Source organism: Micromonospora sp. Llam0 (assembly GCF_003751085.1).
In the GTDB taxonomy this organism is placed as follows: domain Bacteria; phylum Actinomycetota; class Actinomycetes; order Mycobacteriales; family Micromonosporaceae; genus Micromonospora_E.
The window spans coordinates 754,101-778,956 of record NZ_RJJY01000001.1; the positions used below are offsets into that span (position 1 = coordinate 754,101).

The window sequence follows — 24,856 nt, forward strand, 5'->3', positions numbered from 1 at the left end:
GTCATCGGTCGTGGTCGGCCAGCACGACGAGTCGCCCGGTGGCTCGGGTCATCGCCACGTACCGGTCGACCGCGCCGGTGACGCCGTCGCCGAACGACGCCGGGTCGACCACGACCACCAGATCGAACTCCAGCCCTTTGGCCAGCTCCGGAGTCAGCGACCGGACCCGGGGAGTCGCCGGCAGGGCGTCGGTGTCGACCGGCGCCACGCCGATCACGCAGGCCGTGCCGTCGGCGTGCTCAGCCAGCCAGGTCTCCAGGACCTCGCGCAGCGCCGCGACGGGCCGATGCGCGACCGGGACGCCGCCGTGCCGGATCGAGGTCGGCACGTTGGCGTCCGGCAACGCGGCGCGGATCACCGGTTCGGCGTACGCCATGATCTCGGCCGGGGTCCGGTAGTTGACGGTCAACGTGGCGACCTCGACCCGGTTTAGGCCGATCCGCCGCAGCCGGTCCGGCCACGACTCGGTGAAGCCGTGCCGGGCTTGGGCGCGGTCACCGACGATGGCGAAACTGCGCGACGGACAGCGGCGCAGCAGCATCTGCCACTGCGCGTCGGTCAACTCCTGCGCCTCGTCGACCACGATGTGCGCGAACGGGCCGGCCAGCGCGTCCGGGTCGGCGTCCGGCCGGCCCGCCTCGTCGATCAGCGTCTCCTGCAGATCCTGGTGGCGCAGCATCGCCAGGACGCCTTCGCCGTCGTCGTAGCTGTGCGCGTCGAGCAGATCGTCGATCACCCGGGCCCGGTGGACCCGTTCGACGGCCACCGCCGCCCGGTGCCGCCGCTCGCGGTCGGACGCCTGCGCGTCGCCGAGGCGCAGCCGGGCCGCGTCCAGCAGCGGCAGGTCGTCGACCGACCAGGCCCGTGCGTCGGCGCGCTGCAGCGTACGGATTTCGGCCGGGTCGAGCCAGGGCGCGCATCGGCGCAGGTAGGCGGGGACCGACCACAGGTCGGCGACGATGTCGGCTGGGTCGAGCAGCGGCCAGGCCCGGTTGACCGCCGTACGCAGCGCGCGGTTCTGTTCCAGCGCGGCGCGCACCTGGTCGTCCGGTTCGTCGCCGTCGTGGCGGCCGACCAGGATGGTCAGCAGTTCGTTCACGATCTGCTCACGGGCCTCGTTGTGCGGCACACCCGGCCCGGGTGCGGCGAACGCGTCCGCCCAGTCGTCCGGGGTGAGGGCCAGTTCGGTCCAACCGGTAGCCACCGTCGTCGCGGTCTGCGGCGGCTCCTCGTAGAACCGGACCGCCGCCTCGACCGCCGCCTCCCACCGTGCCGACGACTTGAGCCGGGCCACCTCAGGGTCCGGTTCGGCCGCTGCGGTGGCACCCTCGGCGACCAGGTCTGACAGGGTGCTGGTCTGCACGTCGTCCTCACCGAGGTTGGGCAGCACGTCGGCGACGTACGCCAGATAGGGCTGGTGCGGGCCGACGAACAGCACGCCGCCGCGACGCTGGCCCAGCCGGGGGTCGTGGTAGCGCAGGTACGCGGTGCGGTGCAGGGCGACGACGGTCTTGCCGGTGCCGGGTCCGCCGTCGACGACGAGGGCACCCGCCGAGCCGGCGCGGATGATGGCGTCCTGGTCGGTGGCGATGGTGGCGAGCACGTCGCGCATCCGGTCCGACCGGTGCCCGCCGAGGCTGGCGATAAAGGCGGACTGGTCGTCGAGGGCGGCGTGCCCGTCGAGTGCGTCGGCGGCGAACACCTCGTCCCAGTAGTCGCTGATCCGGCCCAGCGTCCAGCGGTAGCGCCGACGGCTGGCCAGGCCCATCGGGTCGGCGTGGGTGGCGCCGAAGAACGGCTCGGCGGCGGGGGAGCGCCAGTCGAGCAGCAGTTGACGGCCGGCGTCGTCGGTCAGGCCCTGCCGTCCGACGTACACCGGCCCGCCGCTGCCGCCGCTGCCGCCGCTGCCGCCGTCGTTGGCGCCGCGACCGGCGTCGGGGACCATCCGGCCGAGGCACAGGTCGAGGCCGAACCGGCGCAGTGCCCGCAGCCGTACGGTGAGCCGGCGGACCTCCTGGTCGCGGTCCACCGCCCGCTGGCCCTTGCCGGCCGGTGCCTTACGGGCCGCGTCGAGCCGTTCCGACAGGTCGGTGGTCAGTTGGTTGAGGCGGTGCGCGACGGCCGCGAAATGCCGCTCGTCGTCGGCGATCAGTTTCGGGTCGGCCTTGGCGTGCAGCCGGTCGGGGAGATCGAAAGCGCTGGTGGTCAGCGGGCGCACCTCGATCAACTCCATTCTCGGGTCGGATGAAAAGCGTCGGATGAAAAGCGCAGCGTCCAGCGGTCGGCGAAAAATGCCGGAGAACTGGCGTAGGAACGCGATTGTGCGCTGCGACCCGGGTCTTGCCGCAAGACCCCCTATGCGTTATACGTTGATAGTGGCGGTAATAGAGGCAAGCCCAACCGCTACCCCTGATCCTCGTCCGCATCGATGGTGACGGCGCAAGGTTCCTACCGCTGGTAGCATCGGCCGTATGGCTGTCGGACCGCTCCCGCCGGGCGCGGGTGACCCTGCGGATCGCCTACGTCTGATGCTCCCGGAGATCCTGGAGGCGATTCGTGACCCTGGGGCGGCGTCGCCCGACCTGCTGGCTGAGTTGGAAGCAGCCGTCGTGGGCGAGGCGTCCGGCGCTGGCCGCAGGCTCCGGTTGGTCGGCCGCGCACGCAAGGTGAGTGTGTCGATGCCGGAAGACTTGACTATCGCCGTGCAGCAGCGGGTGGGCCGGGGGGAGTTCAGCCAGTACGTGACCGATGCGGTCGCTCGACAGCTTGAGTTGGATCTCATCGGGGAGCTTTCGGATCTTCTTCGCTCGGAGCATGGCCCTGTGCCACCTGACGCGTTGGACGAGGCGAGGGCGTCATGGCCAGACGGGCGGTAGGAACAGGTGGCACGCTGGTACTCGACAGCGAAGGCCTCGTCAAGCTCGCACAGGGCGACAACAAGTCGAGAGCCTTCCTGGAAGCGGCCCGGGAACGCGGCGCCAAGGTCGTAGCGAGTGCTGTCACGCTGACGGAGGTCCTCCGAGGTGGGCCGCGTGATGCCCGCCTCCACCGGGTGCTGTCGAGGATCGTGGTGCAGCCGGTGAGCCCGCAGATCGGCAGGCGGGCAGGTGAACTTCTCGGAGCGACCGGGCTGTCGGGGCACCGTTGTGCCATCGACGCGGTGGTTGCCGTTACCGCTCTGGAGATGCCGCGTCCCGTCGTGCTGCTGACCAGCGACCCGGACGACATGAACCGCCTCGTCGAGGAGCTGGACCGGCCGAAGGAGCAGCGGGTCGTGGTGGTCCACGTCTGACGGGTCACGTCGCGCCGAGGCGTCACCGGGCCGCGAAGTCACCGGGCCGCGAAGTCAGTGGGCCACGGTCAGGTCGGGGACGACCGCCGTCACGGTTGCGATGTCGTCCTGGTCAGGTTTGGGCCGGCGACCAGGCAGGCGATACCGCCCAGCACGGCCACCCCGGCCAGCAGCAGCATCGCCGCGCGGGCCGCCCCGACGGTGACGACCTCGCCGATCTGGCTGTGCAGCAGGGTGCCGACGGCCGCGGCACCCAGCATCGAACCGATCTGCAACGAGGTGATCAGCACCCCGGACGCGGCGCCGGCCTGCTGCTGCTCGACATCGGACAACGCGACCACCGCCAGCGGAGTGAACAGGAACGCGTTACCGACACCGATGACGCACATCGGGGCGACGAACGCCGTCCACGTCGCACCGTCGCGCATCTCGATCGCGGCCCACGCCATGCCGGCGACGGTGGCCGCAGCCCCGGCCAGCAGCAGGTAGCGGCCCTGAACCCGGTCGGCGAGTCTGCCGGCCACCGGGTCGAGCAGGGTGGAGAACAGCGACGCCGGCACGATCATCAGCCCGGCGGCCCAGGCGTCGAGGCCGAGCACCTGCTGGAAGTACAGCGACAGCACCAGCACCAGGCCGATGACGGTGCCGGAGGTGGTCAGCGAGAAGCCGTTCATCAGCGGGAAGTTGCGTCGCCGGAACAGCGTGAACGGCACCAGCGGCTCCCGGTTCTGACGGCGGCGCTGCTGCGCGAGGAAGGCCACCACGAACAGCCCGGACCCGCCGAGCGTCGCCCAGATGCCGCCGTTCCAGCCGTACCGTTCGCCCTGGCTGATGCCGAAGGCCAGGCAGAACAGCGCCGCCGAGGCCAGCACCACACCGGTCACGTCGAGCCGGCGGCGGACCCGGTCGGCGACCTCGGGCAACACCAGCCGGCCGACCACGAGCATCAGCAACCCGAGCGGTACGTTCAGCCAGAAGATCCACCGCCAGTCGAGGGTGCTGACCAGTACCCCGCCGGCGGCCGGTCCGCTGATCGCGGCGATCCCGCCGACCGCGCCCCGGATGCCGAACGCCGTGCCCCGCCGGTCCGGGGGAAATGCCTCCATCAGCAGGGCGAGGGTCTGCGGGGTGAGCAGCGCCGCGCCGAGACCCTGCACCGCGCGGGCGGCGATCAGCTGGCCGGGCCCCTGCGCCAGCCCGGCCGCGACACTGGCGGCGGTGAAGACGGCGACCCCGATCAGGAAGATCCGCCGGCGGCCGTACAGGTCACCGAGCCGGCCGGCGGTGATCAGGGCCATCGCCAGCAGGAAGATGTAGGCGCTCAGCGACCACACCACCTGGTCGGCCGACGCGTCGAGATCGGCCATGATGCTGGGTACCGCGACGGCCAGCACCGCCACGTCGAGCTGGGTGAGGAAGTACGCCAACGACAGGACGGCCAGCACCGCCCACGGGTTGCCGCGCAGTTTCGTCAGCAGCTTCGGCTCGCTCACGGTCGTCATTCGCTCGGCTCCAGCCAGATCATCGGCGGGATCTTGTTGGTGCGGTCCACCCGGCGCAGCTGCGGCACCTGTTCGACGGCGATCGCCGCCGGGTGGTGCTGGGCGACGACGCCCAGGTCGTAGAACTGGTGCAGCAGCCGGGTGCGTACCGCCGCCGGGTCGGCGTCTCCGGTGTAGTGCACGGTCACCGCGCCGACCGAGTGACGTTCACCGGTGGCCCGCCGCAGCTGCAGTTGGGCGTCGCGTACCCCTGGTGCGGCGCGGACGATCTCCAGCACCGCGCCGATGCCGACCAGCGCGCCGTGCAGCTTGATCGCGTCGTCGGCGCGGCCCAGCACCCGCAGCCCGTCCGGCCCGCCGCAGGCGCAGGTCGCCGCCGCGAGCCGGTCGCCGAGCCGGTACCGCACGGTCGGCACGGTCCAGCCGTCACCCACTCTGGACAGCAGGGCGCCGTCGTCGTCGGGCTCGAGCACCTGGTCGGGCATCAGGTGCAGCACCGAGGTGTCGCAGGTCGGGGTGTTCGTGGCGATGACGTACGTTTCGACTGAGCCGTAGTTGCCCCAGAGCTGGACCTGAGGGAACGCCTTCCGCACGATGGTCACCTTCTCCTCGGTCCACGGCTCGGCCATCCAGATGATCTTCTGGACCGGGGTGGTCGCGCCCGCGTCCAGCACACCCCGGGCCAGGTCGGCCAGGGCCGTCGGGGTGCCGGCGACCGCGTTGACGCCGAGCCGGCGCAGGGTCGGCAGCCAGCCGTCGACCTCCTCCGGGGTGATCGGGCCGAACGGTGCCACGTCGGCGCCGCAGCGTTGCGCCAGGGCCTGCATGTAGTAGTGCGACGCCCACAGCCGGCCGGGGGTGAACAGGTTGAGCAGCAGGTCGCCGGTGACCAGCGGTCGCCACTGCCGCAGCAGCCGGTCGAGGGCCTGGTGGTACGCCACGTAGGTGAGCTTGGGCTGCCCGGTGGTGCCGCCGCTGGACAGCAGCAGGCCACCGGTCTGCCGGGTCACCACGTGGGAGACGGCGAAGATCTCGTCCGGTCCGGTGACCGGCAGGTCGGCGAGTCCGGTCGCGGTGTCCGGCACGGCGCCGCCGCCGACGGCGGCGGCATTGCATCGGGCCTGGTCGCGCAGCTCGTCCCAGGGCACCGCGCCGATCATCCGTGCCGCCGCATCGCCGGCTCCGCCCGCGGTCGGACCTGCCACCGGGCGAACCCGGCCAGGTACGCCTCGAACCGGGCCCGCACGATCGCCCGGGCGGCGGCGTCCTGGTCGGGGATGCCGTTGAACGCGACCGCGCCGTCGAGTTCGATCTCCGACACCCAGTGCCGCTCGCCGTCGAAGAGGAAATCCAGCGTGAAGTACGGCGTGGGCAGCCGTTCGGCGACGTACGCGACGGTGTTGGCGAGCTCCGGCGGCAGGGCCGAGTAGCCGCGTTCGTGCCGGCCGCCGCTGGCCTTGGTGACCGACAGGCAGTAGCCGTCCTTGTAGCCGTACAGCACGGTGTGTGCCTGCCCGTCGACGACGTACACCCGCTGTTCGCGTACCACCTTGAGGTAGGGCTGGGCGACCAGCGCGGTGTCCGAGCCACCGGCCAGTCCGATGAGGCCCTTCAGGTCGTTCATGTTGTGCACCACCGAGATGCCCAGGCCCATGCCCCAGTAGGCGGGTTTGACGATCAACGGGAACGGCAGCGCGGCGAGCGCGGCGTCGCTGCGCCCGGCCATCGCCTCCCGGCCGCTGCCCACCCGGATCGTCGGCAGCAGCGGGATCGGACTGCCGGCCAGGTGCACCACGCTGGCCAGCTTGTCCTCGCCGATGTAGGACAGCGCCGGTGGGATCGGCAGGTAGAAGCCGAGCCGTTCCAGAATGGTGAACAGGAACACCTGGTTGCATACGTCCTGGGTCTGGTGCGGCAGGGAGTACAGCGAGGTGACGAAGATGGTGTCGGCCGGGGTGACCGGCGCACCGTCGAGGTAGACCTTGGGCTGGCCCGGGTCGGTCGCGTCGACCGCGACCTCCTCGGGCTTGTTCACCGTGAACTCCAGGCCCAGGTCGGCGGCGATCGCCTGGTACGGCCCCCAGACCGCCTCCTGCTCGGCCTGCCGTAGCCAGGCGGTGCCCCGATCGGGGTAGATCCAGCTGAGGCGCCGCGCCGTACTGGGCGCGGCCGTGCGATCGGTCAAGGCCCTCTCCCTTGCGGTCTGGTGCGGGTTTTCGGCCGGTGGGCCGCTTCGGCGGGGTCCCGGGCGGGTGGCTCAGGTAGCCGCCGGGTGGTCGACGAAGGCCGACACGAGGTCCGCGAACCGGTCAGGTTCCTCGATGAACGGCAGATGGCCGCTGCCGGTGAACACCTCCAGCCGGGCCGCCGGTATCGCCGAGCGCAGCCACCGGCCGACGTCACCGGGGTAGACCTGGCTGTGCGCTCCGTGGACGAGCAGGGTCGGTACGGTGATCCGGCGCAGTCGGTCGCGCCAGTCCACGGTGAGTGCCTCGGCGAGCAGCGCCCGTACGGCGTCCGGGCCGCACCGGCGGGTCTCGTCGACGAGGCCGGCCAGCGTCGTCGGGTCGGGGTCGGTGCCGGCAGCGAACGAGCCGTGCACCAGCCCGGCGGCGAAGGCGGGGTAGTCGTCGGTCACGCTGGCCAGGACGGCGTCGGCCCCGGCGGCATCAAGGTTGCCGAAGGCCGCGTACGGCCAGTCGTCGTCGCGCAGCAGCCGTGGGGTCTGTTCGACCGACACCAGGGCACGGGTCCGGGCGGCCCCGAACTGCTCCAGGTAGCCGTAGGCCACGGTCGCGCCGAGCGACCAGCCCAGCAGGGTGACGTCGGTCAGGTCGAGCTTCTCGATGGTGGTGTGCAGGTCCTCGGCGGCGCGGGTGAGGCTGGCTGGCCGGTCGGCTGTGGCGTTGTCGCCGTGTCCGGGCAGTTCGACGACCACCACCCGGTGCCGGGTGGCGAGCCGGGTCACCGCGGCGGAGAAGAACGCGGCGGTGGCGGCCAGCCCGGGCACCATGACCAGGGCCGGTCCGTGACCGCGCGTGACCGGGGCCGGTCCGGGACCGTGGTCCAGGTGCCGGGTCATCGGCTGCCCCCGGCCAGCCCGAGTCGCGTGCGGAGCAACGGTTTGTCGATCTTGCCGACCGGGGTACGGGGAATCGCGGCGACGGGGTGCACCGAACCGGTCAGCCCGTGCCCGGCGAGCAACTCCTCGACGGCCTTGACGGCCTCGTCGCCGGAGTGCCCGTCGGCGGCGACGACGGCCACGGCGACCGCCTCGCGGTAGTCGCCGGGATGCACGGCCAGACTGACGGCCTGCGCCACCGCCTCGGCCGTGGCGAGTTCGGTGTCGAGTACCGGCGCCGGCAGCGGCCCGGCCGGGGTGGCCAGCGTCTCGGACACCCGGCCCAGGATCCGGTAGCCGCCCTGCGGGGTGCGTTCGGCGACGTCCCCGGTCCAGAACTCGGGCCTGCGGAAGGTACGCGCGTTGGCCTGCGGCGCGTCGACGTACCCCTCGCTGGTGCAGTCCGAATAGAGCACCAGCTCCCCGACGTCGGGGTGACCGGGCACGAAGGCTTCCAGCCGGGTGCCGACGCCACGGACCGGGACCATGGCGGTGTCGGTCTGCGGTACGTCGTCCATGTTGCCCAGCGCCAGGCCGAACTCGGTCGAGCCGTAGATCTGCCGGATGTGCACGCCGAGCACGTCGGCGGCGTCCCGGATGATCGCCGGGCTGAGATAGGCACCGCCGCACAGGGGGCGGCGCAGCGCCGGCAGCGGGAACCGGCCCTGGCCCCGGGCGGCGGCCACCAGATCGGCGTAGTGCTGCGGCAGGGCGCTGGTCACGGTCGCCCGGTGGGCGGCCAGTTGGGCCAGCAGCGTGCCGGCCGGCGCGTGCGGGTCGGCGAGCACCAGTTGTGCGCCGGACAGCAGCGCCGCGAACACGTGCAGGTCGGTGGCGTGTGCCACGTCGAGGGTGTGGCGGCAGAAGAAGACGTCGTCGGGGCGGATCCCGGTGTCGGCCAGCCAGCGGCGTCGTTCGGTGACGAAGCGGTCCTGCCGCCAGGCCATCATCTTCGGGAAGCCGGTCGAGCCCGAGGTCCACAGCAGCCGGAAGATGGCGGTGGCCGCTGCGGCGGTGGAGCCTGCGGCGTGGTCCGCGGTGGGCTCCGGCCGGGGCGTCGCGGCGGTCAGCGTGTCGAGGTCGACCGTTGCCGGGCCGTCGGCGGGCGTCCGGCGGTGTCCGTCGGTGACCAGCAGTGCGGGGCGGGCCCGGTCGAGAGCCGTCCGTACCCCGGCGTCGTCGAAGTTCGCCATCAGCGGTACGTAGCGGGCACCGAGGCGAGCCACCGCCAGGATCAGGCAGACGTAGCCGATGCTGTTGCGCAGCACCACGGCGACGGTGTCGCCGGCAGCGACGCCGTGCGCGGCGAGGCCGGCGGCGACCCGGTCGGTCGACTCGACGAGTTCGCGGTACGTCACGGAAGCGCCCTCGGTGGTGCGTACCGCCACGGCGCCGGGTCGACGGCCGGCCACGTCGCGGACGGCCTGGTAGAGCCCGACAGCGGTCACGGTGCCAGCCATCCGGCGTAGGTGGCGAATCGCCAGTCCTTGGCCAGGCAGTCCACCGTGTCGAAGCCGGCGTCGCGGAGCCAGCCGAGTTGGGTTCCGACGTCGATGCAGATGTCGTGCTTCATCCGTTCGCGGCCGGCCGCCCATTCGTCGGCGGGCGTTCCTGCGGCGTGTACGTGGCTTTCGTGCTGCCGGTCGTACATCTCCTCCAGTCGCGGCGCGGGCGCGAGGACCTGCTCGACGTTGACGAAGATCCCACCCGGTCGCAGAATGGCGGGAAGGCGACCGAACAGCGTTTGTTTGTCGTGGTGTTCGAGGTGGTGGATCGCCAGGCCGGAAACGACTGCGTCGTACGGTCCCGTCGGTAACGGATCCATCAGGCCCTGAACAGCGAAAATGGCCCGGCCGTCACCGTCGAACCGTTGTCTGGCCTGTGCGAGCATCCGTTCGGAATGGTCGACGAGAGTGATGGTCGCATCCGGGATGCGGGCGAGCAGGGCGGCGCTGAGCAGCCCGGTCCCCGCGCCCAGATCCAGGATCTGTGGCCGGTCCGGCACCGACATCTGCACTGCGCTGGACGCGCTGCCGTACAGCAGGTCGAACGACGGGATGAGCTGGCGCCGCAGCGCGTCGTAGGTGGTGGGATTCCACAGCTCGAAAGTCACGATAATCCCCCGTGGGTCACCGGGCGGCGCTTCTGTGGCGCTGGCGTCGGATGCTGGACAAACTGTGGTTTGCTGAGCCGACACTTTGTCAGATGGTGATTCCGGTGGTGCGCGCTCTGCTTGCCGGCAAGTGCTATTCAGAAAATAGCAAGGAGCGGCAGGGCAATGAAGAGAGCTGTCGATATCGAAGTGTGATCTTGGTCACATTGCCGATCATGTTGTCCGTTTTTGACAAACTGTCGATCGTGTCAGGAATTGGCGTTTGTCAGGCTCTTTGGGCCACGATCAGGTCCCGGACGATCGCCTGGTCGACCCGGTGGGCGAAACCGCCGTACCCCGGACCGTCGGCCACTTCCAGGCCTGCCTTGACCAGCAGCGCGGCCAGATCGTCGCGGGCTGCGACCAGGGTGTTCCAGGAGATGCCGAGGGCCCCGCCCGGGCGCAGCAGCGCCACCCAACCCGGCAGCGCCTCGGCCAGCAGACCCAGCGGATCGCGGGTCAACCGGTCCGCCTGACCGCGGGTGCCGTGCTGCACTCCGTACGGCGCGTCGGTGACGATCGCGTCGAAGCCGCCGGCCCGGAACACGTCCCGGCTGCGGCGGGTGTCGGCGTGCACCATCGTCAGGTCGACGGTCCGCCCGGCCCGGTGGTCCTCCTTGCTGGCCGCGAGGGTGACCGCCAGCCGTCGGCCCAGCACGGCCCGGTTGCGCCGCACCGGGGCGATCTCGGCCGAGTGCTTGAGCCGCTTGTGCTTCAACCAGGTACGGATGAAGTTGGCGTACACCTCGAAGTCCTTGCCGTCGATCTCCACCCCGGAGGCGTGCCAGCCGTACATCATCGCCTGGTTGAGGGTGGTGCCCCGGCCGCACATCGGATCGAGGACCCGCAGCGGCGGCGAGTCCGGGCCGAGTGGGCCGGCCCGGTCAGTCGTGGCCAGCACGGTCACGTTCAACAGCAGCCTGGTGAACTGCTCGTTGGTCTTGCCGGCGTACTTCGGGATGGTGATCAGGTCGCTGTCGAAACGGTCCCGGCCGGTCACCTCCAGCGGCCGCAGCAGGTCGCCGTCGCGGGCGAAGAACGCGTACCGGGCGGACAGGTTGGCCAGCACGGACAGGTCCCGGTCGGTCAGGTCGGGGCTGGTGAAGGTGACGTACGGCAGCCCGCCGATCGCGGTGACCGCGACGTCGCCCACCCGGCCGCCGAGCGCCCGGTCGCCGAAGACGGCCAGCTCGGCGGCGGCCAGCCCGACCGCCGACTCGGCGTACACCCGGTTCGCCGACGGGTGGATCAGCAGGGCGTACGCGGTCATCAGCGGTCCATTCAGTCAGGCAGGCGTGGGTGGGACCCACGAGTGTTACCACACCGACGGCCTGCGTAAGGTCACCGGCATGGCACGGCAGCGGGGGCGGCGTCTGCCACTGGCGGACCGCCCGCTCACCGAACCGCATCCGGCGCGGCTGCCGGCCGACCACCCGCACCGGGCGGCGGTGCTGGCCGTACACGCGGCGGCGCTCGACGCCGACGAGGCCGGCTACCTGGACCCGGGCACCGGGCTGTTCGTGCTGACCGCGGCGTTCCTGGCCCGCCGGGGCACCTGCTGTGACCAGGGTTGCCGGCACTGCCCGTATCTGGGGTGATTCCGGGGATTTCCCACGCGGCGCGGTCGGTGCGGATGGCGGGCTTTCGCGGCGGCCGCGGAAGCCGTACGGTGTGCGACGAACAATCCGCCTTTTTCGACCGGCCTGACCGTGGGAGGTCACTGTGGGCGTTCGGCTGCGTCTGTCCGGCGCCGGGCTGATCCTGCTGCTGTTCGCCGCCGGCTGCTCCGACCGGGCGGTGGCCACCGAGAACCCCGCCCCGGACGACCCGGCCCAGGCCAGTCCGTCGCCGAGCCCGGTCGAGCCGTACCCGGAGGTGCCCCGTCCGCCGGCCGCCGAGTCCGGCGGGGCGTGCACGGTGTTCGACTTCGACGTGGTCGAGCAGACCGTCGGGTTCCGGTTCGAGGTGGCGGCGGCCAACAAGCACGACAAGACGCAGTCGTGTGTGCTGCGGCCGGCCGAGGAGCCGCTGCCCGACCTGATGGTCTCCATCTCGGACACCAAAGCGAGCGCGTCGGTCTTCGCCGACGACGTCGCCCCGGTCGGTGCCAAGGAGATCAAGGATCTCGGCAAGGCCGCCTACTGGATCCCGGTCAAGCCGGACCCGGACACCGGGTACGGGGCGGCGCTGGAGGTCAACTGGATCACCGGGGACCCGAAGCTGATCAGCCTGCGCTGGACGTTCGCCCCAGGTGACGACGAGCTGTCTGCCGTGGAGCTGGCGCCCAAGATGGTCGAGCTGGCCCGGGTGGTGCACGACAACCGCAAGAAGTGACCGGCCGGGGGTGCGTGGCGCACCGCCGGCCGGTTGGTGCTCAGTCGGCCGGTTGGTGCTCAGTCGGCCGGTTGGTGCTCAGGCGGCCGCGCCGGCCAGCGACCGTCCGTGGTCGGCGGCCGCGACGAACACCCGGGACGCGACCTCGCGCGGCAGGTGGATCTTGTCGCCGGACCGGTCGATGGTCACCCCGTCGCGTTCCTGCGCCACGGTGACCGTCGCCCCCGGGTCCACCCCGGCGGCGTGCAACTGGCGCAGCACGTCGGCGTTGGTCTGCACGCTCTCGCAGATCCGACGGACCACGACCGTGCCGGTCAGGCCGGGGAACGCCAGGTTGCGCTCGGTGTCCGGGCTGATGTCCGGATTTGCCAGCTCCGTCGGGCCGTCACCCAGCGCGTCCAGGCCCGGGATCGGGTTGCCGTACGGCGACCGGGTCGGTCGGTTGAGCAGGTCGTAGACCTTCTTCTCGACCGCGTCGCTCATCACGTGCTCCCAGCGGCAGGCCTCCTCGTGGGCCTCCTCGTAGGGCATGCCGATGACGTTGACCAGTAGCAACTCGGCGAGCCGGTGCTTGCGCATCACCGAGACCGCTTGGGCCCGGCCCAGCTCGGTGAGTCGCAGGTTACGGTCGTCCTCGATGGTGAGCAGCCCGTCGCGCTCCATCCGGGCGACCGTCTGGCTGACGGTGGGGCCGCTCTGGTGCAGCCGCTCGGCGATCCTGGCACGCAGCGGCGGCACCGACTCTTCTTCGAGCTCAAGTATGGTGCGCAGATACATTTCTGTGGTATCGACAAGATCATTCACGGTCAGCTGCCCTCCAGTGTTCAATCCTACCTTGCAGCGCCGATAACCAGCCGGAACGGACGATCGGCAGGGGACAGGCGTAGCCCCGCATGGTGTTGACTGGGATGGTGTTCGATACCGCAGACCCTACCGTCGCCGTCACCGTGCTCGCCGCCGCGCTGGCCAGCGGGCGACCGCCGACCCTGCTGGACGTGCGCTGGCGGCTCATCGGCCCGCCGGGCCGCGACGACTACGTCGCCGCCCACCTGCCCGGCGCGGTCTTCGTCGACCTGGACGCGGACCTGTGCGGCCCGCCGGGCACCGGCGGCCGGCACCCGCTGCCCGACCCGGCGTCGCTGCAGCGGGCACTGCGCCGGGCCGGGGTGCGCACCGGGTGGCCGGTCGTCGTATACGACGGTGGCGACGGCCTCGCCGCCGCCCGCGCCTGGTGGACGCTGCGCTGGGCCGGGCACCGGCCGACCTGGGTGCTCGACGGCGGCTACCCCGCCTGGCTGGCGGGCGGCCAACCGGTCACCACCGACGTGCCGGCACCGCCGCCGGGCGACCTGACCGTACGCCTGGGAGGTATGCCGGTGCTCGACGCCGACGCCGCCGGCCGGCTACCCCGGCAGGGCGGACTGCTGATCGACGTCCGCGCCGACGCCCGGTACCGGGGCGAGCACGAGCCGGTCGACCCGGTCGCCGGGCACATCCCCGGCGCGGTCAACCTGCCGACCACGCTGCACCTCGACGACGCCGGGCTGCTGCGTGACGCCGGGACGCTGCGGGACCGGTTCACCGGCGCCGGGCTGCGCCCGCAGGCCCCGGTCGCGGCGTACTGCGGATCGGGGGTGACCGCCGCGCACACGGTGCTCGCCCTGCACCGCGCCGGCCGCACCGACGCGGCGCTGTATCCCGGATCGTGGAGCGAGTGGACCACCGACCCGGCCCGGCCGGTCGCCACCGGGCCGGAGCCCGGCTGACCCGCGGACCGCTGCCGGCCGGGCTGTCCATCCGGCCCAGGGCGGCCGGGCGCGGGGCCGGCGGGTGCGTGCGACGATGGCCAGATGTCGTACGGGACGAGTCAGATGCCGGACGGGACGAGCCAGGCACGGGCGGCGGGCGGTACCGACGCGACGCTGGTGGTCTGGGACGAGCGCCTGCTGGCGTACGACCTCGGTGACCATCCGCTGGACCCGGTACGGGTCGAGCTGACCATCGCGCTGGCCCGCGAGTACGGCCTGCTGGACCGCCCCGGGGTGCGGCTGCTCGCCCCGGAGCCGGCCGACGACGCGGCGCTCACCCGGGTGCACCGGGCCGACTACCTCGACGCCGTCCGGGTCGCCCACGACGACCCGTTCTTCTCCGGGTACGGCCTCGGCACCCCGGACAATCCGACGTTTGCCGGGATGCACGACGCCAGCGCGCTGGTCGCCGGTGCCACGATGGCCGCCGCCGAGGCGGTCTGGCGCGGTGACGTGCGGCGAGCGGTGAACGTCTCCGGCGGGCTGCACCACGCGATGCCCGGCCGGGCCGCCGGGTTCTGCGTCTACAACGACCCGGCGGTGGCGATCGCCCGGCTGCTCGACCTCGGCGCCGAACGCATCGCGTACGTCGACATCGACGTGCATCACGGCGACGGGGTGCAGGAGATCTTCTACGACGATCCGCGGGTGCTCACCGTCAGCCTGCACGAGACGCCGCTGGCGCTGTTCCCCGGCACCGGATTCCCCGACGAGGTGGGCGGCCCCGCCGCGCAGGGCAGCGCGGTGAACGTCGCGTTGCCGTCCGGCACCGCCGACCGGGGCTGGCTGCGCGCGTTCCACGCCGTGGTGCCGTCGCTGCTGCGCGCCTTCCGGCCGCAGCTGCTCGTCACCCAGTGCGGGGCGGACGCACACCGGCTCGACCCGCTGGCCGACCTGGGGCTCAGCGTCGACGGCCAGCGGGCCGCGTACCTGGCGCTGCGGGCCCTCGCCGACGAGCACTGCGGCGGCCGCTGGGTCGCCACCGGCGGCGGCGGGTACGCCCTGGTCGAGGTGGTGCCCCGGGCCTGGACCCATCTGCTGGCGATCGCCACCGGCGCGCCGATCGACCCGGCCACGCTGACCCCACCCCGGTGGCGGGAGCTGGCCGCCGCCCGCTGCCCCGGCCGACAGGTCCCGCTGCGGATGACCGACGAGGCCGACCTGGACTTCCAGCCGTGGCAGCCGGCCGGTGAACCGGACCCGATCGACCGGGCGATCATGGCGACCCGCCGGGCGGTCTTCCCCCTGCACGGACTCGATCCGCACGACCCCCGGGACTGACCATGGACCGATCGGCTGACGTGCTGCTGCGCGACGGCACCACCGTCCACCTGCGGCAGATCCGCCCGGACGACGCCGACGCGATCGTCGCGATGCACGCCCGGTTCTCCGACCGCACCCGCTACCTGCGGTACTTCTCCCCGTACCCGCGGATCCCCGACCGCGACCTGGACCGCTTCGTCAACGTCGACCACCACGACCGGGAGGCGTTCGTGGTGGTCTCCGGTGACCGGATCTTCGCGGTCGGCCGCTACGACCGGATGGGTCCGGGCTCGCCCGAAGCCGAGGTCGCCTTCGTCGTCGAGGACGCCCACCAGGGCCGGGGCGTCGGCTCGGTGCTGCTGGAGCACCTCGCCGCCGCTGCCCGTTCCGAAGGCGTCACCTCCTTCGTCGCCGAGGTGCTGCCGGTCAACGCGCCGATGCTGCGGGTCTTCGCCGACGCCGGCTTCCAGGTCCGCCGCCGGTACGCCGACGGCGTGGTCCACCTGAGCTTCCCGATCGCCCCGACGGAGGCGTCCCTGCAGGTGCAGTGGAGCCGCGAACACAGCGCCGAGGCCCGGTCCATCGCCCGGCTGCTGACCCCGCGGGGGATCGCCGTCTACGGCGCCAGCGCCACCGGCCAGGGGGTCGGCGCGGCCGTCCTCGGGCACCTGCGCGACGGCGGGTTCACCGGGGACGTGGTCCCGGTGCATCCGGCGGTGGACCGCATCGGCGGGCTGCCCGCGTACCGTCGGGCGGCCGACGCCGGCCACCCGGTCGACCTGGCGGTCGTCGCGGTGGCGCCGGACGCGGTGCCGGCCGTGGTCGCCGACGCCGCCGCGGCCGGCGCCCACGGCGTCGTGGTCATCTCGGCCGGGTTCGCCGAGTCCGGCCCGGCCGGCGCCGCCGCCCAGCGGGAACTGATCCGTACGGCGCACGTGGCCGGGCTGCGGGTGGTCGGCCCGAACTGTCTCGGCGTGGCCAACACCGACCCTCGGATCCGGCTCAACGCGACGCTGGCGCCGCAGCTGCCGCCGGCCGGCCGGGTCGGCTTCTTCAGCCAGTCCGGTGCGCTCGGCGTGGCGTTGCTCGCCGAGGCGGACCGGCGTGGGCTCGGGTTGTCGACGTTCGTGTCGGCCGGCAACCGGGCCGACGTCTCCGGCAACGACCTACTGCAGTACTGGCAGGACGACCCCGGCACCGACGTGATCCTGCTGTACCTGGAGACGTTCGGCAATCCCCGCAAGTTCGCCCGGCTGACCCGCCGGATCGGGCGCACCAAGCCGGTGGTGGCGCTGGCCTCCGGTGTCGGCGCTGGAGGTGCCTCCAGCGCCGACACCGGGGCGGGGCGGGGCGTCACGGCCGGGCCGGACGCCGCCGCATTGACCCGGCTGTTCGCCCGGTCCGGGGTGATCCGGGTCGACACGGTCGCGGAGATGTTCGACGTCGGCACCCTGCTGGCCAACCAGCCGCTGCCGGTGGGCCGGCGGGTGGCCGTGGTCGGCAACTCGTCGGCGTTGACCATGCTGGCCGCGGCGGCCTGCCGGGCGCAGCGGCTCACCGTGGCGGCCGGCTACCCGCGTACCGTCGCGCCCGAAGCCGGCGCGCACGAGTTCGCCGACGTGCTCGCCGACGCCGCCATCGACGCTGCCGTCGACGCCCTGGTGGTGGTGTTCGCGCCGCCGCTGCCCAACCAGTTGGCGGACGAGGACGCCGACTTCACTTCGGCGTTGGCCAGCGTGGCGCTCGCCGGTGACAAGCCGACGGTCGCGACGCTGCTGGTCGGCCAGCCGCCGGCCGGGGTGCCGACCTACCCGTCGGTGGAGGAGTCGGTCCGGGCGCTGGCCCGGGTCGCCGACTACGCCGACTGGCTGCGCGAGCCACCCGGCACGGTGCCGGAGCTGGCCGGGATCGACCCGGCCGCGGCCGGTGCCGCGCTGACCGTCGACCCGGTCGACCCGGTCGGGCTGCTCGCCGGGTACGGCATCGAGGTGCTCGACTCGCTCCCGGCCGCCTCGGTCGACCAGGCGGTGGCCGCCGCGCGGCGGCTCGGCCTGCCGGTGGTGGTCAAGGCCGCCGCGGACGGCCTGCGACACCGGCTGGACCTCGGCGCGGTACGGCTGGATCTGGCCACCGTGGACGCGGTGCAACGGGCCTACCGCGACGTCGCGGCCCAGTTCGGCGCACAGGTGCTGATCCAACGGATGGTGCCGCCCGGCGTCGCCTGCGTGGTCGAGTCGACCACCGATCCCACCTTCGGCCCGGTGGTCGGTTTCGGGTTGGGCGGCGTGGCGACCGATCTGCTGGGTGACCGGGCCTGGCGGGCCGCGCCGCTGACCGACCGGGACGCGGCCGGGCTGGTCGACGAACCCCGGGCGGCGCCGCTGCTGTCCGGGTACCGGGGCGCCGGTCCGGTGGACCGGGTCGCCCTGGTCGATCTGCTGCTGCGGGTGGGGCGGCTCGCCGACGAGCAGCCGGCGGTTCACCGGTTGCGGCTCAACCCGGTGCTGGCCCGGCCGGACGGGCTGGCGGTGCTGCACGCCAGCGTCGTGCTCGGTCCGCCGGACGCCCGCCCGGACACCGGCCCGCGCCGGCTCTGACCGCGCCGGCTCTGATTGGCCACCTTGACTTCGATCGACCGCCTTGACGTCGCGCGGCCGGCCGGAGCCTCTGCTCCGACCGGCCGCCGCCCCCGATGAGCCGGCCGTCCCCCCGGTCAGCCGGCGTACGTCTCCAGCCGCTGCGCCCGCGACGGGTGCCGCAGCTTGAGCAGCGTGACCTTCTCGATCTGCCGGATTCGCTCCCGGGACAGGCCGAACTCCCGGCCCACCTCGTCGAGAGTGCGCTGCCGGCCGTCGTCCAGACCGAACCGCAGCCGGATCACCGCCTGCTCCCGCTGGGACAGGGTGGACAGGACGATCTCCACCTCGTTGCGTAGCTTGCCCTCGGACGCGGACTCCCCGCCCTGCTCGCGCGGATCGGCGGCGGCGACGAAATCGCCGAGGGCGCTCTCGCCGTCCTCGCCGACGGTCTGGTCCAGGCTGACCGGCTCCCGGTCGTAGGAGATGAGCTCGATCACCTGGAACTCGGGCACCGACATGGCGGCGGCGATCTCGCCGATCGTCGGCTCCCGCCCCAGCGTCGCCGACAGGTCACGACGGGCCCGTACCATCCGGTTGACCTGCTCGACCATGTGCACCGGGATGCGGATGGTGCGGGCCTGGTCGGCCATGGCACGGGTGATGGCCTGGCGGATCCACCAGGTGGCGTAGGTGGAGAACTTGTAGCCCTTGGTGTAGTCGAATTTCTCGACGGCGCGGATCAGGCCGAGGTTGCCCTCCTGGATCAGGTCGAGGAAGGCCATCCCCCGACCGGTGTACCGCTTGGCCAGCGAGACCACCAGCCGCAGGTTCGCCTCCAACAGGTGGTCCTTGGCGGCGCGGCCCTCGGCGGCGACGACGGCCAGGTCGGCGCGCAGCTGCGCGGACAGCCGGCCGGGGCCGGCGAGCTTCTCCTCGGCGAACAGCCCGGCCTCGATCCGCTTGGCCAGCAGCACCTCCTGGACGGCGGTGAGCAGCTTGGTGCGTCCGATCCCGTTCAGGTATGCGCGGACCAGATCGGCCGAAGCGCCGCGGTCGTCGGTGGCGTCAAGGTCGTGCTGACCGTCGGTGGTGACCTGGACGGTGGTGTCGATGTCGTCTTCGATGGTACGTGTGACCACTCTCAGTCGCCTCCCCGCGTCGACAAGTGGTGAGCCAGCAGCGGAGTGCCGCTGGTGACAACCAGCTTGCCGGGTAGGGCGTGAAGTCACGGTTAGCCGGGGGCCAGGTGGCATGAATTCGGGACCTGACCGTTGCCGTACACCGGCTGGCGGTTGCTGACAGTGACGTCACAGTTCCAGCAGGATGGTCTGCGGTCCGATGTTGACGCTCTCCACCTGCATGTGCGCCCGGAACCGTCCGGTGCGTACCGTCGCGCCCCGCGCGGCCAGTGCCTCGACCACCGCCGTCACCAGTGGCTCGGCCAGCTCCGCCGGGGCGGCGGCGGACCAGCTCGGCCGTCGTCCGCGGCGCGCGTCGCCGTACAAGGTGAACTGGCTGACCACCAGGACCGGCGCGGCCAGCTGCGCGGCAGAGCGCTCGGCGGTGCCGCCACCGTCCGGATCCGGCGGGAAGATCCGCAGCTCGTAGATCTTGCGGGCCATCTCGGCGGCGGTCGTGCCGGTGTCGGTGTGGGTCACCCCGAGCAGCACCAGTAGCCCGGGGCCGATCGCCGCGACCACCTCGCCGTCGACCGTCACCGAGGCCCGACCGACCGTCTGCACCACCGCCCGCACACCGGCCAGCCTGCCACACCGGCCGGTCAGCCCGTGATGTCGGCCGGCCGGTCAGCCGACCACACCGCCGCCGGTCACCCCGGCAGCAGGATGCCGCGTTCGACCAGCCGGGCCAGGACCGGCGTAGCGGCCTCGGCGAGCTCCTGTTCGGGTACGTCGTGCGCGAGCGCCAGCAGCGACAACTGCTCGCGCATCGGCAACCGGCCGTCGCACCCGCCGACCACCGCCAGCACCAGCGGATCGATCTCCTCGGTCCAGCGCAGCCCACCGGTCAACGTGACGGTCTGCCGGTCGACCGCCCAGCCGTCGTCCCCGATGCCGGCCTCCTGCTGCAGCCGCAGCCCGTCGGCGGCCCGGTAACGGGCGTCGAGCAGACCGGCGGCGTCGCGGGCGCGCAGCCAGTCCTGCCGGGCGAACCACTCGTCGACCCGGTCACCCAGCGGTGGTGTCACCTGCTGGCGCAGCTCCTCGACCCGGACCACCGGATCGGCGTGTCCGCTGCGGCGCAGGGTGACCAGGCCGAAGCCGACCGCCTCGACCTTCTGCGCGTCGAACCAGTCGAGCCAGGCGGCCGCCCGGTGCGCGTCCGGACCCTCGCTGGCGTCGGCCAGCCACAGATTGACGTAGGAGACCGGGTCGGCCACCTCCCGCTGGATCACCCACCCGTCCAGCCCGGTGCCGGCCAACCAGCCCGCGACCCGTTCGGTCCAGTCCTCCCCGGCGACGTGCATCCAGTTCGCCAGGTAGTGCATGGTGCCGCCGTCGGTGAGCAGGTCCGGGGCGGCGGCCGCGAGCTCGGCGCAGATGCCGTCGCCGATCCGGCCCGAGTCGCGGTAGGTGTGGGTGGCGGTGCCCGGCCCGACCACGAACGGCGGGTTGCTGACCACGAGGTCGAACCGGCGACCGGCGACCGGTGCGGTCAGGTCACCGTGCAGCAGCTCCCACCGTTGGCCGTTGAGCGCGGCGGTGGTGGCGGCGAACCGCAGCGCCCGGGCCGACAGGTCGGTGGCGGTGACGCTGGCGGCGTGACCGGCCAGGTGCAGCGCCTGTACGCCGCAGCCGGTGCCGAGATCCAGCGCCGCGCCGACCGGCCGCCGGTGCACCGCACCGGCCAGGGTGGTCGACGAGCCACCGATGCCGAGGACATGATCGGCGGCGAGCGGCTGACCCGCCCGCAGGTGCGACGGCACGTCCGAGATCACCCACCAGGCGTCGCCGTACGGCTCCAGGTCGACGCCCTGCCGCAGTCCGGGTCCGTCCGGTGACTGCTCCACCAGTCCGGCGGCGAGCGCGTCGGCCAGCGGCAGCGGCGCCAGTGCGGCGGCGACCGTGTCGGCCGGCTCGGTCTGGGCGCAGACGAACAGGCGGATCAGCGTGGCGAGCGGATCACCGTCGGCGGTGCGCCGCAGCGCGGCCCGGTGATCGTTGCGGGCCACCGCGGAGGTGGCCTGCGGCCCCAGCCGCTCGGCGATCCCGGTCGAGGTGAACCGGGCCGCGGTCAGCGCGGTCCGCAACTGGTCGATCCCGGCCGCGTCGAGCAGCGCGGGATAATCGGTCATGTCGTCGGTCACGTTGCCATCCTGCCCGGTCGCCTGACTAATCCTGGCCCATCCTGCCCGGCGGGGCGGGTCGTCGCCGGACGATCTGCTCCGATCCGGCAGGATACGCGGATGAGCCTTTCGCTGCCCATCGACGCGGACGCCAACGAGTTGCTGCGGCGCAGCCCGCTGGCGCTGGTCGTCGCGATGGTCCTGGATCAGCAGGTGCCGCTGGAGCGCGCCTTTTCCGCGCCGTACGACCTGGGTCTGCGGTTGGGGCACCAGCCGGACGCCCGCGAACTCGCCGAGTACGACCCCGATGAGCTGATCGAGGTCTTCGCCCAGCGGCCGGCGCTGCACCGGTTCCCGAAGGCGATGGCCGCGCGGGTGCAGCAGGTCTGTCGGATCGTCGTCGACCGGTACGACAACGACCCGGCCCGGATCTGGACCGACGCCCCGGACGGGGCGACCGCGTTGGCCCGGATCAGCGAGCTGCCCGGCTTCGGCAAGCAGAAGGCGCAGATCTTCCTGGCGCTGCTCGGCAAGCGGTACGGCGTACAGCCGACGGGCTGGCGGGAAGCGGCCGGCGAGTTCGGCCGGGACGGGGTGCACGTCTCGGTGGCCGACATCGTCGACGAGGACTCCCTGGTCCGGGTACGGGAACACAAGCAGCAGATGAAGGCGGCGGCGAAGGCGGCCAAGGGCTGACCCGCCGCGTCCCGCCAGGCATGTCCGCCGGCCGGTAGGTCGGTCACGTCTGTGGCTGGGCGTTCGGCGACGTGCGCCGGCAGGTGCGACGATGGCGGTACGCGACACGAGGAGGCACGGTGCGACGGACCGCTGGGCAACCGACCGTGATCACCGACGCCGAACCGAGCCCGGGCGACCAACTGCGCGGCCGGCAACGTCGGTACGTGCTGATGATGTCGATCCGGGGCGTCTGTCTGATCGTCGGCGCGGTCCTGGTGACCAGCGAGGCGCCGCTGCTCTGGCTGTGGCTGCCGATCTGCGCGGTCGGGATGATCCTGGTGCCGTGGCTGGCCGTGCTGCTCGCCAACGACCGGCCGCCGAAGGACCGGCACCGGATGCGCGACCAGCGGCACCAACCGGCTTCCCGGAGCGGCCCAGCGCAGGTCGGCGCGGTGCCGACCACGCCGTCACCGGTCCGCGTCATCGACGTCGAGCCCTGACCCGACGCGGCGAACCGGCCGGGCACCGACCACCCCGACCGCCGTCGCGCCCGCCCGTCCGGCGGCGGCCAGCGCGGTCACCGGATCATCGCCGGCGAGCCAGGCGGCGAGTAGCCCAGCGGCGAAGGCGTCACCGGCGCCGGTGGGGTCGACCACCGGCACGGTCGGTGCCGCCGCTGACACCACCGCCGCTGACACCACCGTTGCCGGCTCGTGCCAGACGGCTCCGCCGGAGCCACGTTTGACCACCAGCCGCCGGACCGGCGCTGGCGTCGGCAGTCCGTCGGCCAGCCCCAGCGCCGTGGCTTCGTCCAGGTTGGCCAGCAGCAGGTCGGTCCCGCGTACCCAGTCGAGGAACCTCGCCGGTCCGGCGGCCAGCAGCGGAGCCGCCGACGCCGCGTCGACGCTGGTCGACATGCCGCGCGACCGGGCCGCGACCAGCGCGTGGCGGCCGGCCTGCCGGCTGCGCGGGTGCAGCAGCGGGTAGCCGGACAGGTGCAGGTGTGTCGCGTCGGGGAACAGCGCCACGGCGTCGTCGACGTCACCGGCCCGCAGCGACAGGTTGGCGCCCCGGTCGGCGACCATCGAGCGCTGCTCACCGTGGGCGAGCACGATCACCGTGCCGGTCGCCGTGTCCGGGCAGCGCCGTACCGCGAGGTCGACCCCGGCTGCGGCCAACTCGGCCAGCCGGATGTCCCCGAGGTCGTCGTCGCCCGCCGCCGCCACCAACGTCACGGGTACGCCGTGCGCGGCCAGCCAGGCCGCGGTGTTGGCGGCCTGGCCGCCGCCGGTGAACCGGATCCCGCCCGCCGTGTCCGAACCGGCCGCCAACGGTGCGGTGAGCACGGCCACCACGTCGGTGACCAGGTCGCCGACGACCAGGACCCGGCCCGGGCGCGGCCGGCCAGGGGCCGGGCCGCCGCCGGTCAGCCTGCGGCCGGTCACCCCGCCGTGCCGGTCGGCTCTGCGGCGGCGGCGAACTCGGCCGCGTGGGCGGCCTCCGCCACCGCCGCCGCCGCGGCGATCCGCCCGGCGAGGTCGGCGTTGCGCAGGATGATCCGGATGTTCACCGCCAGGCTGGCCCCTGCGGTGGCCGAGTGGAAGTGCGCCAGCAGGAACGGGGTGACCTCTTTGCCGGTGACGCCCGCCTCGGCCATCCGGGCCAGCCCGGTGGCCAGCGTGGTGTCGTGCAGACCCGGATCCAGTTGTTCCTGTGGCGGCAGCGGGTTCGCCACCACCAGCGCACCCCCGCCGAGGCCGTGCCGGCGCCGGGCCCGGATCACCTCGGCGACGTGTTCCGGCGAGTCGAGCGACCAGTGCAGGTCGTGGCCGCTGTCGGTGACGAAGAATCCGGGGAACCGCCGGCTGCGGTAGCCGGCGACCGCCACGCCGAGGGTCTCCAGCCGCTCCAGGGTGGCTGCCACGTCCAGGATCGATTTCACCCCGGCGCAGACCACGGTGATCGGCGTACCGGCCAGGGTGACCAGGTCGGCCGACTCGTCGAAGGTCTGCGCCGCCTCCCGGTGCACCCCGCCGAGCCCGCCGGTGGCGAACACGCCGATGCCGGCCGCCGCCGCGACCACGCTGGTGGCGGCGACCGTCGTCGCCCCGTCCACGCCGCTCGCCGCGGCCAGCGGCAGGTCCCGGGCGGAGAGCTTGGCGATGGTGTCGGAGCCGGCCAGCCGGGTGAGCTCGGCATCGTCCAGGCCGACCACCAGCCGCCCGCCGAGCATGCCGATGGTGGCCGGTACCGCGCCGGTGGCCCGTACCGCGGCCTCGATCTCGCGGGCGACCCGCAGATTGTCGGGTCGCGGCAGGCCGTGTGCGATGATGGTGCTTTCCAGGGCGACGATGGCCCGTCCGTCCCGGCGGGCGTCGGCCACCTCGGCGCCGTACTGGATGTCGTAGTGCAACGGCCCGGTGCGGCCTGCGGATTCTGCCATGATCACCACGGTACGGGGCGGGGGTCGCGCCGGACGTTGGACCCGTACGCCACAAACTGCCAAACTCTCAGCCTGGAGGTGGGAGACGACGTGACTACCGAGGTTCTTGAGCGTCCCGAGGTCAAGGATGCCGACGCCGACAACGGCCCGGAGATGTTCCACTACGTCCGCAAGGACAAGATCGCCGAGAGCGCCGTCATGGGCACCTTCGTGATCGCACTGTGCGGCGAACGCTTCCCGGTGACCCGTACGCCGAAACCCGGATCACCCGTCTGCCCCCGGTGCAAGGAGATCTACGAGTCGATGACCGGCTGAGCCGGACTCCGATCGGCCTTCGCGTCCACCGGCCGCGAGGGCCTTTTCGTGGCCGTCGACCGGAT

Annotated in this window: 24 protein-coding genes; 10 read left to right on the plus strand and 14 right to left on the minus strand. The window is 72.7% G+C overall.

Annotated elements, in window-relative coordinates; translation table 11 throughout:
* Position 1: 1 nt before the first annotated feature.
* Positions 2 to 2,233: an RNA polymerase recycling motor ATPase HelR gene (gene helR, locus EDC02_RS03470; protein ID WP_123600709.1), complete on the minus strand. Its 2,232-nt coding sequence runs from the start codon at positions 2,231 to 2,233 to the stop codon at positions 2 to 4.
* Between the two features lie 295 nt (positions 2,234 to 2,528).
* On the opposite strand from helR, the gene EDC02_RS03475 reads away from it, so the two are divergent.
* On the plus strand, positions 2,529 to 2,876 hold the full coding sequence (locus EDC02_RS03475; RefSeq protein WP_199757486.1) for a hypothetical protein: 348 nt from the start codon (positions 2,529 to 2,531) through the stop codon (positions 2,874 to 2,876).
* On the plus strand, positions 2,858 to 3,292 hold the full coding sequence (locus tag EDC02_RS03480; RefSeq protein WP_123600710.1) for a type II toxin-antitoxin system VapC family toxin: 435 nt from the start codon (positions 2,858 to 2,860) through the stop codon (positions 3,290 to 3,292). The genes EDC02_RS03475 and EDC02_RS03480 overlap by 19 nt, the downstream gene beginning before the upstream one ends.
* Before the next feature lie 89 nt (positions 3,293 to 3,381).
* Here the strand turns inward: EDC02_RS03480 and EDC02_RS03485 are convergent, their stop codons facing one another.
* From EDC02_RS03485 to EDC02_RS03515, 7 genes are all read right to left on the minus strand, one after another.
* Complete coding sequence (locus tag EDC02_RS03485) at positions 3,382 to 4,794, minus strand: MFS transporter (RefSeq protein WP_123600711.1); 1,413 nt, start codon at positions 4,792 to 4,794, stop codon at positions 3,382 to 3,384.
* On the minus strand, positions 4,791 to 5,999 hold the full coding sequence (locus EDC02_RS03490) for an AMP-binding protein (protein ID WP_123600712.1): 1,209 nt from the start codon (positions 5,997 to 5,999) through the stop codon (positions 4,791 to 4,793). The genes EDC02_RS03485 and EDC02_RS03490 overlap by 4 nt, the downstream gene beginning before the upstream one ends.
* Positions 5,951 to 6,979 (minus strand): RimK family alpha-L-glutamate ligase, encoded by a 1,029-nt coding sequence (locus EDC02_RS03495; protein ID WP_123600713.1) that lies wholly within the window; start codon positions 6,977 to 6,979, stop codon positions 5,951 to 5,953. Before EDC02_RS03495 ends, EDC02_RS03490 begins: the two co-directional genes overlap by 49 nt.
* A gap of 72 nt (positions 6,980 to 7,051) precedes the next feature.
* On the minus strand, positions 7,052 to 7,876 hold the full coding sequence (locus tag EDC02_RS03500) for an alpha/beta fold hydrolase (RefSeq protein ID WP_123600714.1): 825 nt from the start codon (positions 7,874 to 7,876) through the stop codon (positions 7,052 to 7,054).
* Positions 7,873 to 9,375, minus strand: a complete 1,503-nt coding sequence (locus EDC02_RS03505; protein WP_123600715.1) for a class I adenylate-forming enzyme family protein — start codon at positions 9,373 to 9,375, stop codon at positions 7,873 to 7,875. Before EDC02_RS03505 ends, EDC02_RS03500 begins: the two co-directional genes overlap by 4 nt.
* Entirely contained in the window at positions 9,360 to 10,028 is a 669-nt protein-coding gene (locus EDC02_RS03510) for a trans-aconitate 2-methyltransferase (protein WP_199757487.1), read from the minus strand. The genes EDC02_RS03505 and EDC02_RS03510 overlap by 16 nt, the downstream gene beginning before the upstream one ends.
* A gap of 265 nt (positions 10,029 to 10,293) precedes the next feature.
* Positions 10,294 to 11,337, minus strand: a complete 1,044-nt coding sequence (locus EDC02_RS03515; RefSeq protein WP_123600716.1) for a TRM11 family methyltransferase — start codon at positions 11,335 to 11,337, stop codon at positions 10,294 to 10,296.
* Positions 11,338 to 11,416: 79 nt separating this feature from the next.
* Here EDC02_RS03515 and EDC02_RS03520 point away from each other — a divergent pair, with 79 nt between their 5' ends.
* Positions 11,417 to 11,665: a DUF5522 domain-containing protein gene (locus EDC02_RS03520; protein ID WP_123604452.1), complete on the plus strand. Its 249-nt coding sequence runs from the start codon at positions 11,417 to 11,419 to the stop codon at positions 11,663 to 11,665.
* A 124-nt stretch (positions 11,666 to 11,789) separates the two neighbouring features.
* Positions 11,790 to 12,401: a hypothetical protein gene (locus EDC02_RS03525; protein WP_123600717.1), complete on the plus strand. Its 612-nt coding sequence runs from the start codon at positions 11,790 to 11,792 to the stop codon at positions 12,399 to 12,401.
* Positions 12,402 to 12,479: 78 nt separating this feature from the next.
* Here the strand turns inward: EDC02_RS03525 and EDC02_RS03530 are convergent, their stop codons facing one another.
* On the minus strand, positions 12,480 to 13,205 hold the full coding sequence (locus tag EDC02_RS03530) for a metal-dependent transcriptional regulator (RefSeq protein WP_199757488.1): 726 nt from the start codon (positions 13,203 to 13,205) through the stop codon (positions 12,480 to 12,482).
* A 107-nt stretch (positions 13,206 to 13,312) separates the two neighbouring features.
* Between EDC02_RS03530 and EDC02_RS03535 the strand changes: the two genes are divergently transcribed.
* The 3 genes from EDC02_RS03535 to EDC02_RS03545 all read left to right on the plus strand — a co-directional run bounded on the left by EDC02_RS03535 (position 13,313) and on the right by EDC02_RS03545 (position 18,069).
* On the plus strand, positions 13,313 to 14,167 hold the full coding sequence (locus EDC02_RS03535; RefSeq protein ID WP_370461514.1) for a sulfurtransferase: 855 nt from the start codon (positions 13,313 to 13,315) through the stop codon (positions 14,165 to 14,167).
* Positions 14,168 to 14,272: 105 nt separating this feature from the next.
* Positions 14,273 to 15,490: an acetoin utilization protein AcuC gene (locus EDC02_RS03540; protein WP_123600718.1), complete on the plus strand. Its 1,218-nt coding sequence runs from the start codon at positions 14,273 to 14,275 to the stop codon at positions 15,488 to 15,490.
* 2 nt (positions 15,491 to 15,492) lie between these two features.
* A complete protein-coding gene (locus EDC02_RS03545; RefSeq protein WP_123600719.1) occupies positions 15,493 to 18,069 on the plus strand; it encodes a bifunctional GNAT family N-acetyltransferase/acetate--CoA ligase family protein in 2,577 nt (858 codons plus the stop codon).
* Positions 18,070 to 18,185: 116 nt separating this feature from the next.
* Here the strand turns inward: EDC02_RS03545 and sigB are convergent, their stop codons facing one another.
* The 3 genes from sigB to EDC02_RS03560 form a co-directional block, all read right to left on the minus strand.
* Positions 18,186 to 19,163: an RNA polymerase sigma factor SigB gene (sigB, locus tag EDC02_RS03550; protein ID WP_233606336.1), complete on the minus strand. Its 978-nt coding sequence runs from the start codon at positions 19,161 to 19,163 to the stop codon at positions 18,186 to 18,188.
* Positions 19,164 to 19,358: 195 nt separating this feature from the next.
* Positions 19,359 to 19,805, minus strand: a complete 447-nt coding sequence (gene dtd / locus EDC02_RS03555) for a D-aminoacyl-tRNA deacylase (protein WP_123600721.1) — start codon at positions 19,803 to 19,805, stop codon at positions 19,359 to 19,361.
* Between the two features lie 74 nt (positions 19,806 to 19,879).
* Positions 19,880 to 21,364 carry a methyltransferase gene (locus EDC02_RS03560; protein ID WP_123604455.1) on the minus strand — a complete coding sequence of 495 codons (1,485 nt, stop codon included), beginning with the start codon at positions 21,362 to 21,364 and terminating at the stop codon, positions 19,880 to 19,882.
* Positions 21,365 to 21,475: 111 nt separating this feature from the next.
* On the opposite strand from EDC02_RS03560, the gene EDC02_RS03565 reads away from it, so the two are divergent.
* Both EDC02_RS03565 and EDC02_RS03570 read left to right on the plus strand, forming a co-directional pair.
* Positions 21,476 to 22,051: an HhH-GPD-type base excision DNA repair protein gene (locus tag EDC02_RS03565; RefSeq protein ID WP_123600722.1), complete on the plus strand. Its 576-nt coding sequence runs from the start codon at positions 21,476 to 21,478 to the stop codon at positions 22,049 to 22,051.
* 119 nt (positions 22,052 to 22,170) lie between these two features.
* Positions 22,171 to 22,533, plus strand: coding sequence for a DUF3099 domain-containing protein (locus tag EDC02_RS03570; RefSeq protein WP_123600723.1), 363 nt, complete (start codon positions 22,171 to 22,173; stop codon positions 22,531 to 22,533).
* On the opposite strand, the gene EDC02_RS03575 is transcribed toward EDC02_RS03570, so the two are convergent.
* Positions 22,501 to 23,478, minus strand: a complete 978-nt coding sequence (locus tag EDC02_RS03575) for a carbohydrate kinase family protein (protein ID WP_233605712.1) — start codon at positions 23,476 to 23,478, stop codon at positions 22,501 to 22,503. The genes EDC02_RS03570 and EDC02_RS03575 overlap by 33 nt on opposite strands.
* On the minus strand, positions 23,475 to 24,476 hold the full coding sequence (locus EDC02_RS03580) for a pseudouridine-5'-phosphate glycosidase (RefSeq protein WP_123604456.1): 1,002 nt from the start codon (positions 24,474 to 24,476) through the stop codon (positions 23,475 to 23,477). Before EDC02_RS03580 ends, EDC02_RS03575 begins: the two co-directional genes overlap by 4 nt.
* A gap of 90 nt (positions 24,477 to 24,566) precedes the next feature.
* Between EDC02_RS03580 and EDC02_RS03585 the strand changes: the two genes are divergently transcribed.
* Positions 24,567 to 24,791: a DUF3039 domain-containing protein gene (locus tag EDC02_RS03585; protein ID WP_123600724.1), complete on the plus strand. Its 225-nt coding sequence runs from the start codon at positions 24,567 to 24,569 to the stop codon at positions 24,789 to 24,791.
* The last annotated feature ends 65 nt before the right edge of the window (positions 24,792 to 24,856 follow it).

What these genes read in the sequence shown, in the direction of transcription:
- EDC02_RS03485 (WP_123600711.1), bottom strand. Translation starts at nt 4,794, where the DNA reads ATGACGACCGTGAGCGAGCCGAAGCTGCTGACGAAACTGCGCGGCAAC.
- EDC02_RS03565 (WP_123600722.1), top strand. Translation starts at nt 21,476, where the DNA reads ATGAGCCTTTCGCTGCCCATCGACGCGGACGCCAACGAGTTGCTGCGG.
- EDC02_RS03505 (WP_123600715.1), bottom strand. Translation starts at nt 9,375, where the DNA reads ATGGCTGGCACCGTGACCGCTGTCGGGCTCTACCAGGCCGTCCGCGAC.
- EDC02_RS03500 (WP_123600714.1), bottom strand. Translation starts at nt 7,876, where the DNA reads ATGACCCGGCACCTGGACCACGGTCCCGGACCGGCCCCGGTCACGCGC.
- EDC02_RS03545 (WP_123600719.1), top strand. Translation starts at nt 15,493, where the DNA reads ATGGACCGATCGGCTGACGTGCTGCTGCGCGACGGCACCACCGTCCAC.
- EDC02_RS03580 (WP_123604456.1), bottom strand. Translation starts at nt 24,476, where the DNA reads ATGGCAGAATCCGCAGGCCGCACCGGGCCGTTGCACTACGACATCCAG.
- EDC02_RS03475 (WP_199757486.1), top strand. Translation starts at nt 2,529, where the DNA reads ATGCTCCCGGAGATCCTGGAGGCGATTCGTGACCCTGGGGCGGCGTCG.
- EDC02_RS03540 (WP_123600718.1), top strand. Translation starts at nt 14,273, where the DNA reads ATGCCGGACGGGACGAGCCAGGCACGGGCGGCGGGCGGTACCGACGCG.
- EDC02_RS03480 (WP_123600710.1), top strand. Translation starts at nt 2,858, where the DNA reads ATGGCCAGACGGGCGGTAGGAACAGGTGGCACGCTGGTACTCGACAGC.
- EDC02_RS03515 (WP_123600716.1), bottom strand. Translation starts at nt 11,337, where the DNA reads ATGACCGCGTACGCCCTGCTGATCCACCCGTCGGCGAACCGGGTGTAC.
- helR (WP_123600709.1), bottom strand. Translation starts at nt 2,233, where the DNA reads ATGGAGTTGATCGAGGTGCGCCCGCTGACCACCAGCGCTTTCGATCTC.
- EDC02_RS03520 (WP_123604452.1), top strand. Translation starts at nt 11,417, where the DNA reads ATGGCACGGCAGCGGGGGCGGCGTCTGCCACTGGCGGACCGCCCGCTC.
- EDC02_RS03560 (WP_123604455.1), bottom strand. Translation starts at nt 21,364, where the DNA reads ATGACCGATTATCCCGCGCTGCTCGACGCGGCCGGGATCGACCAGTTG.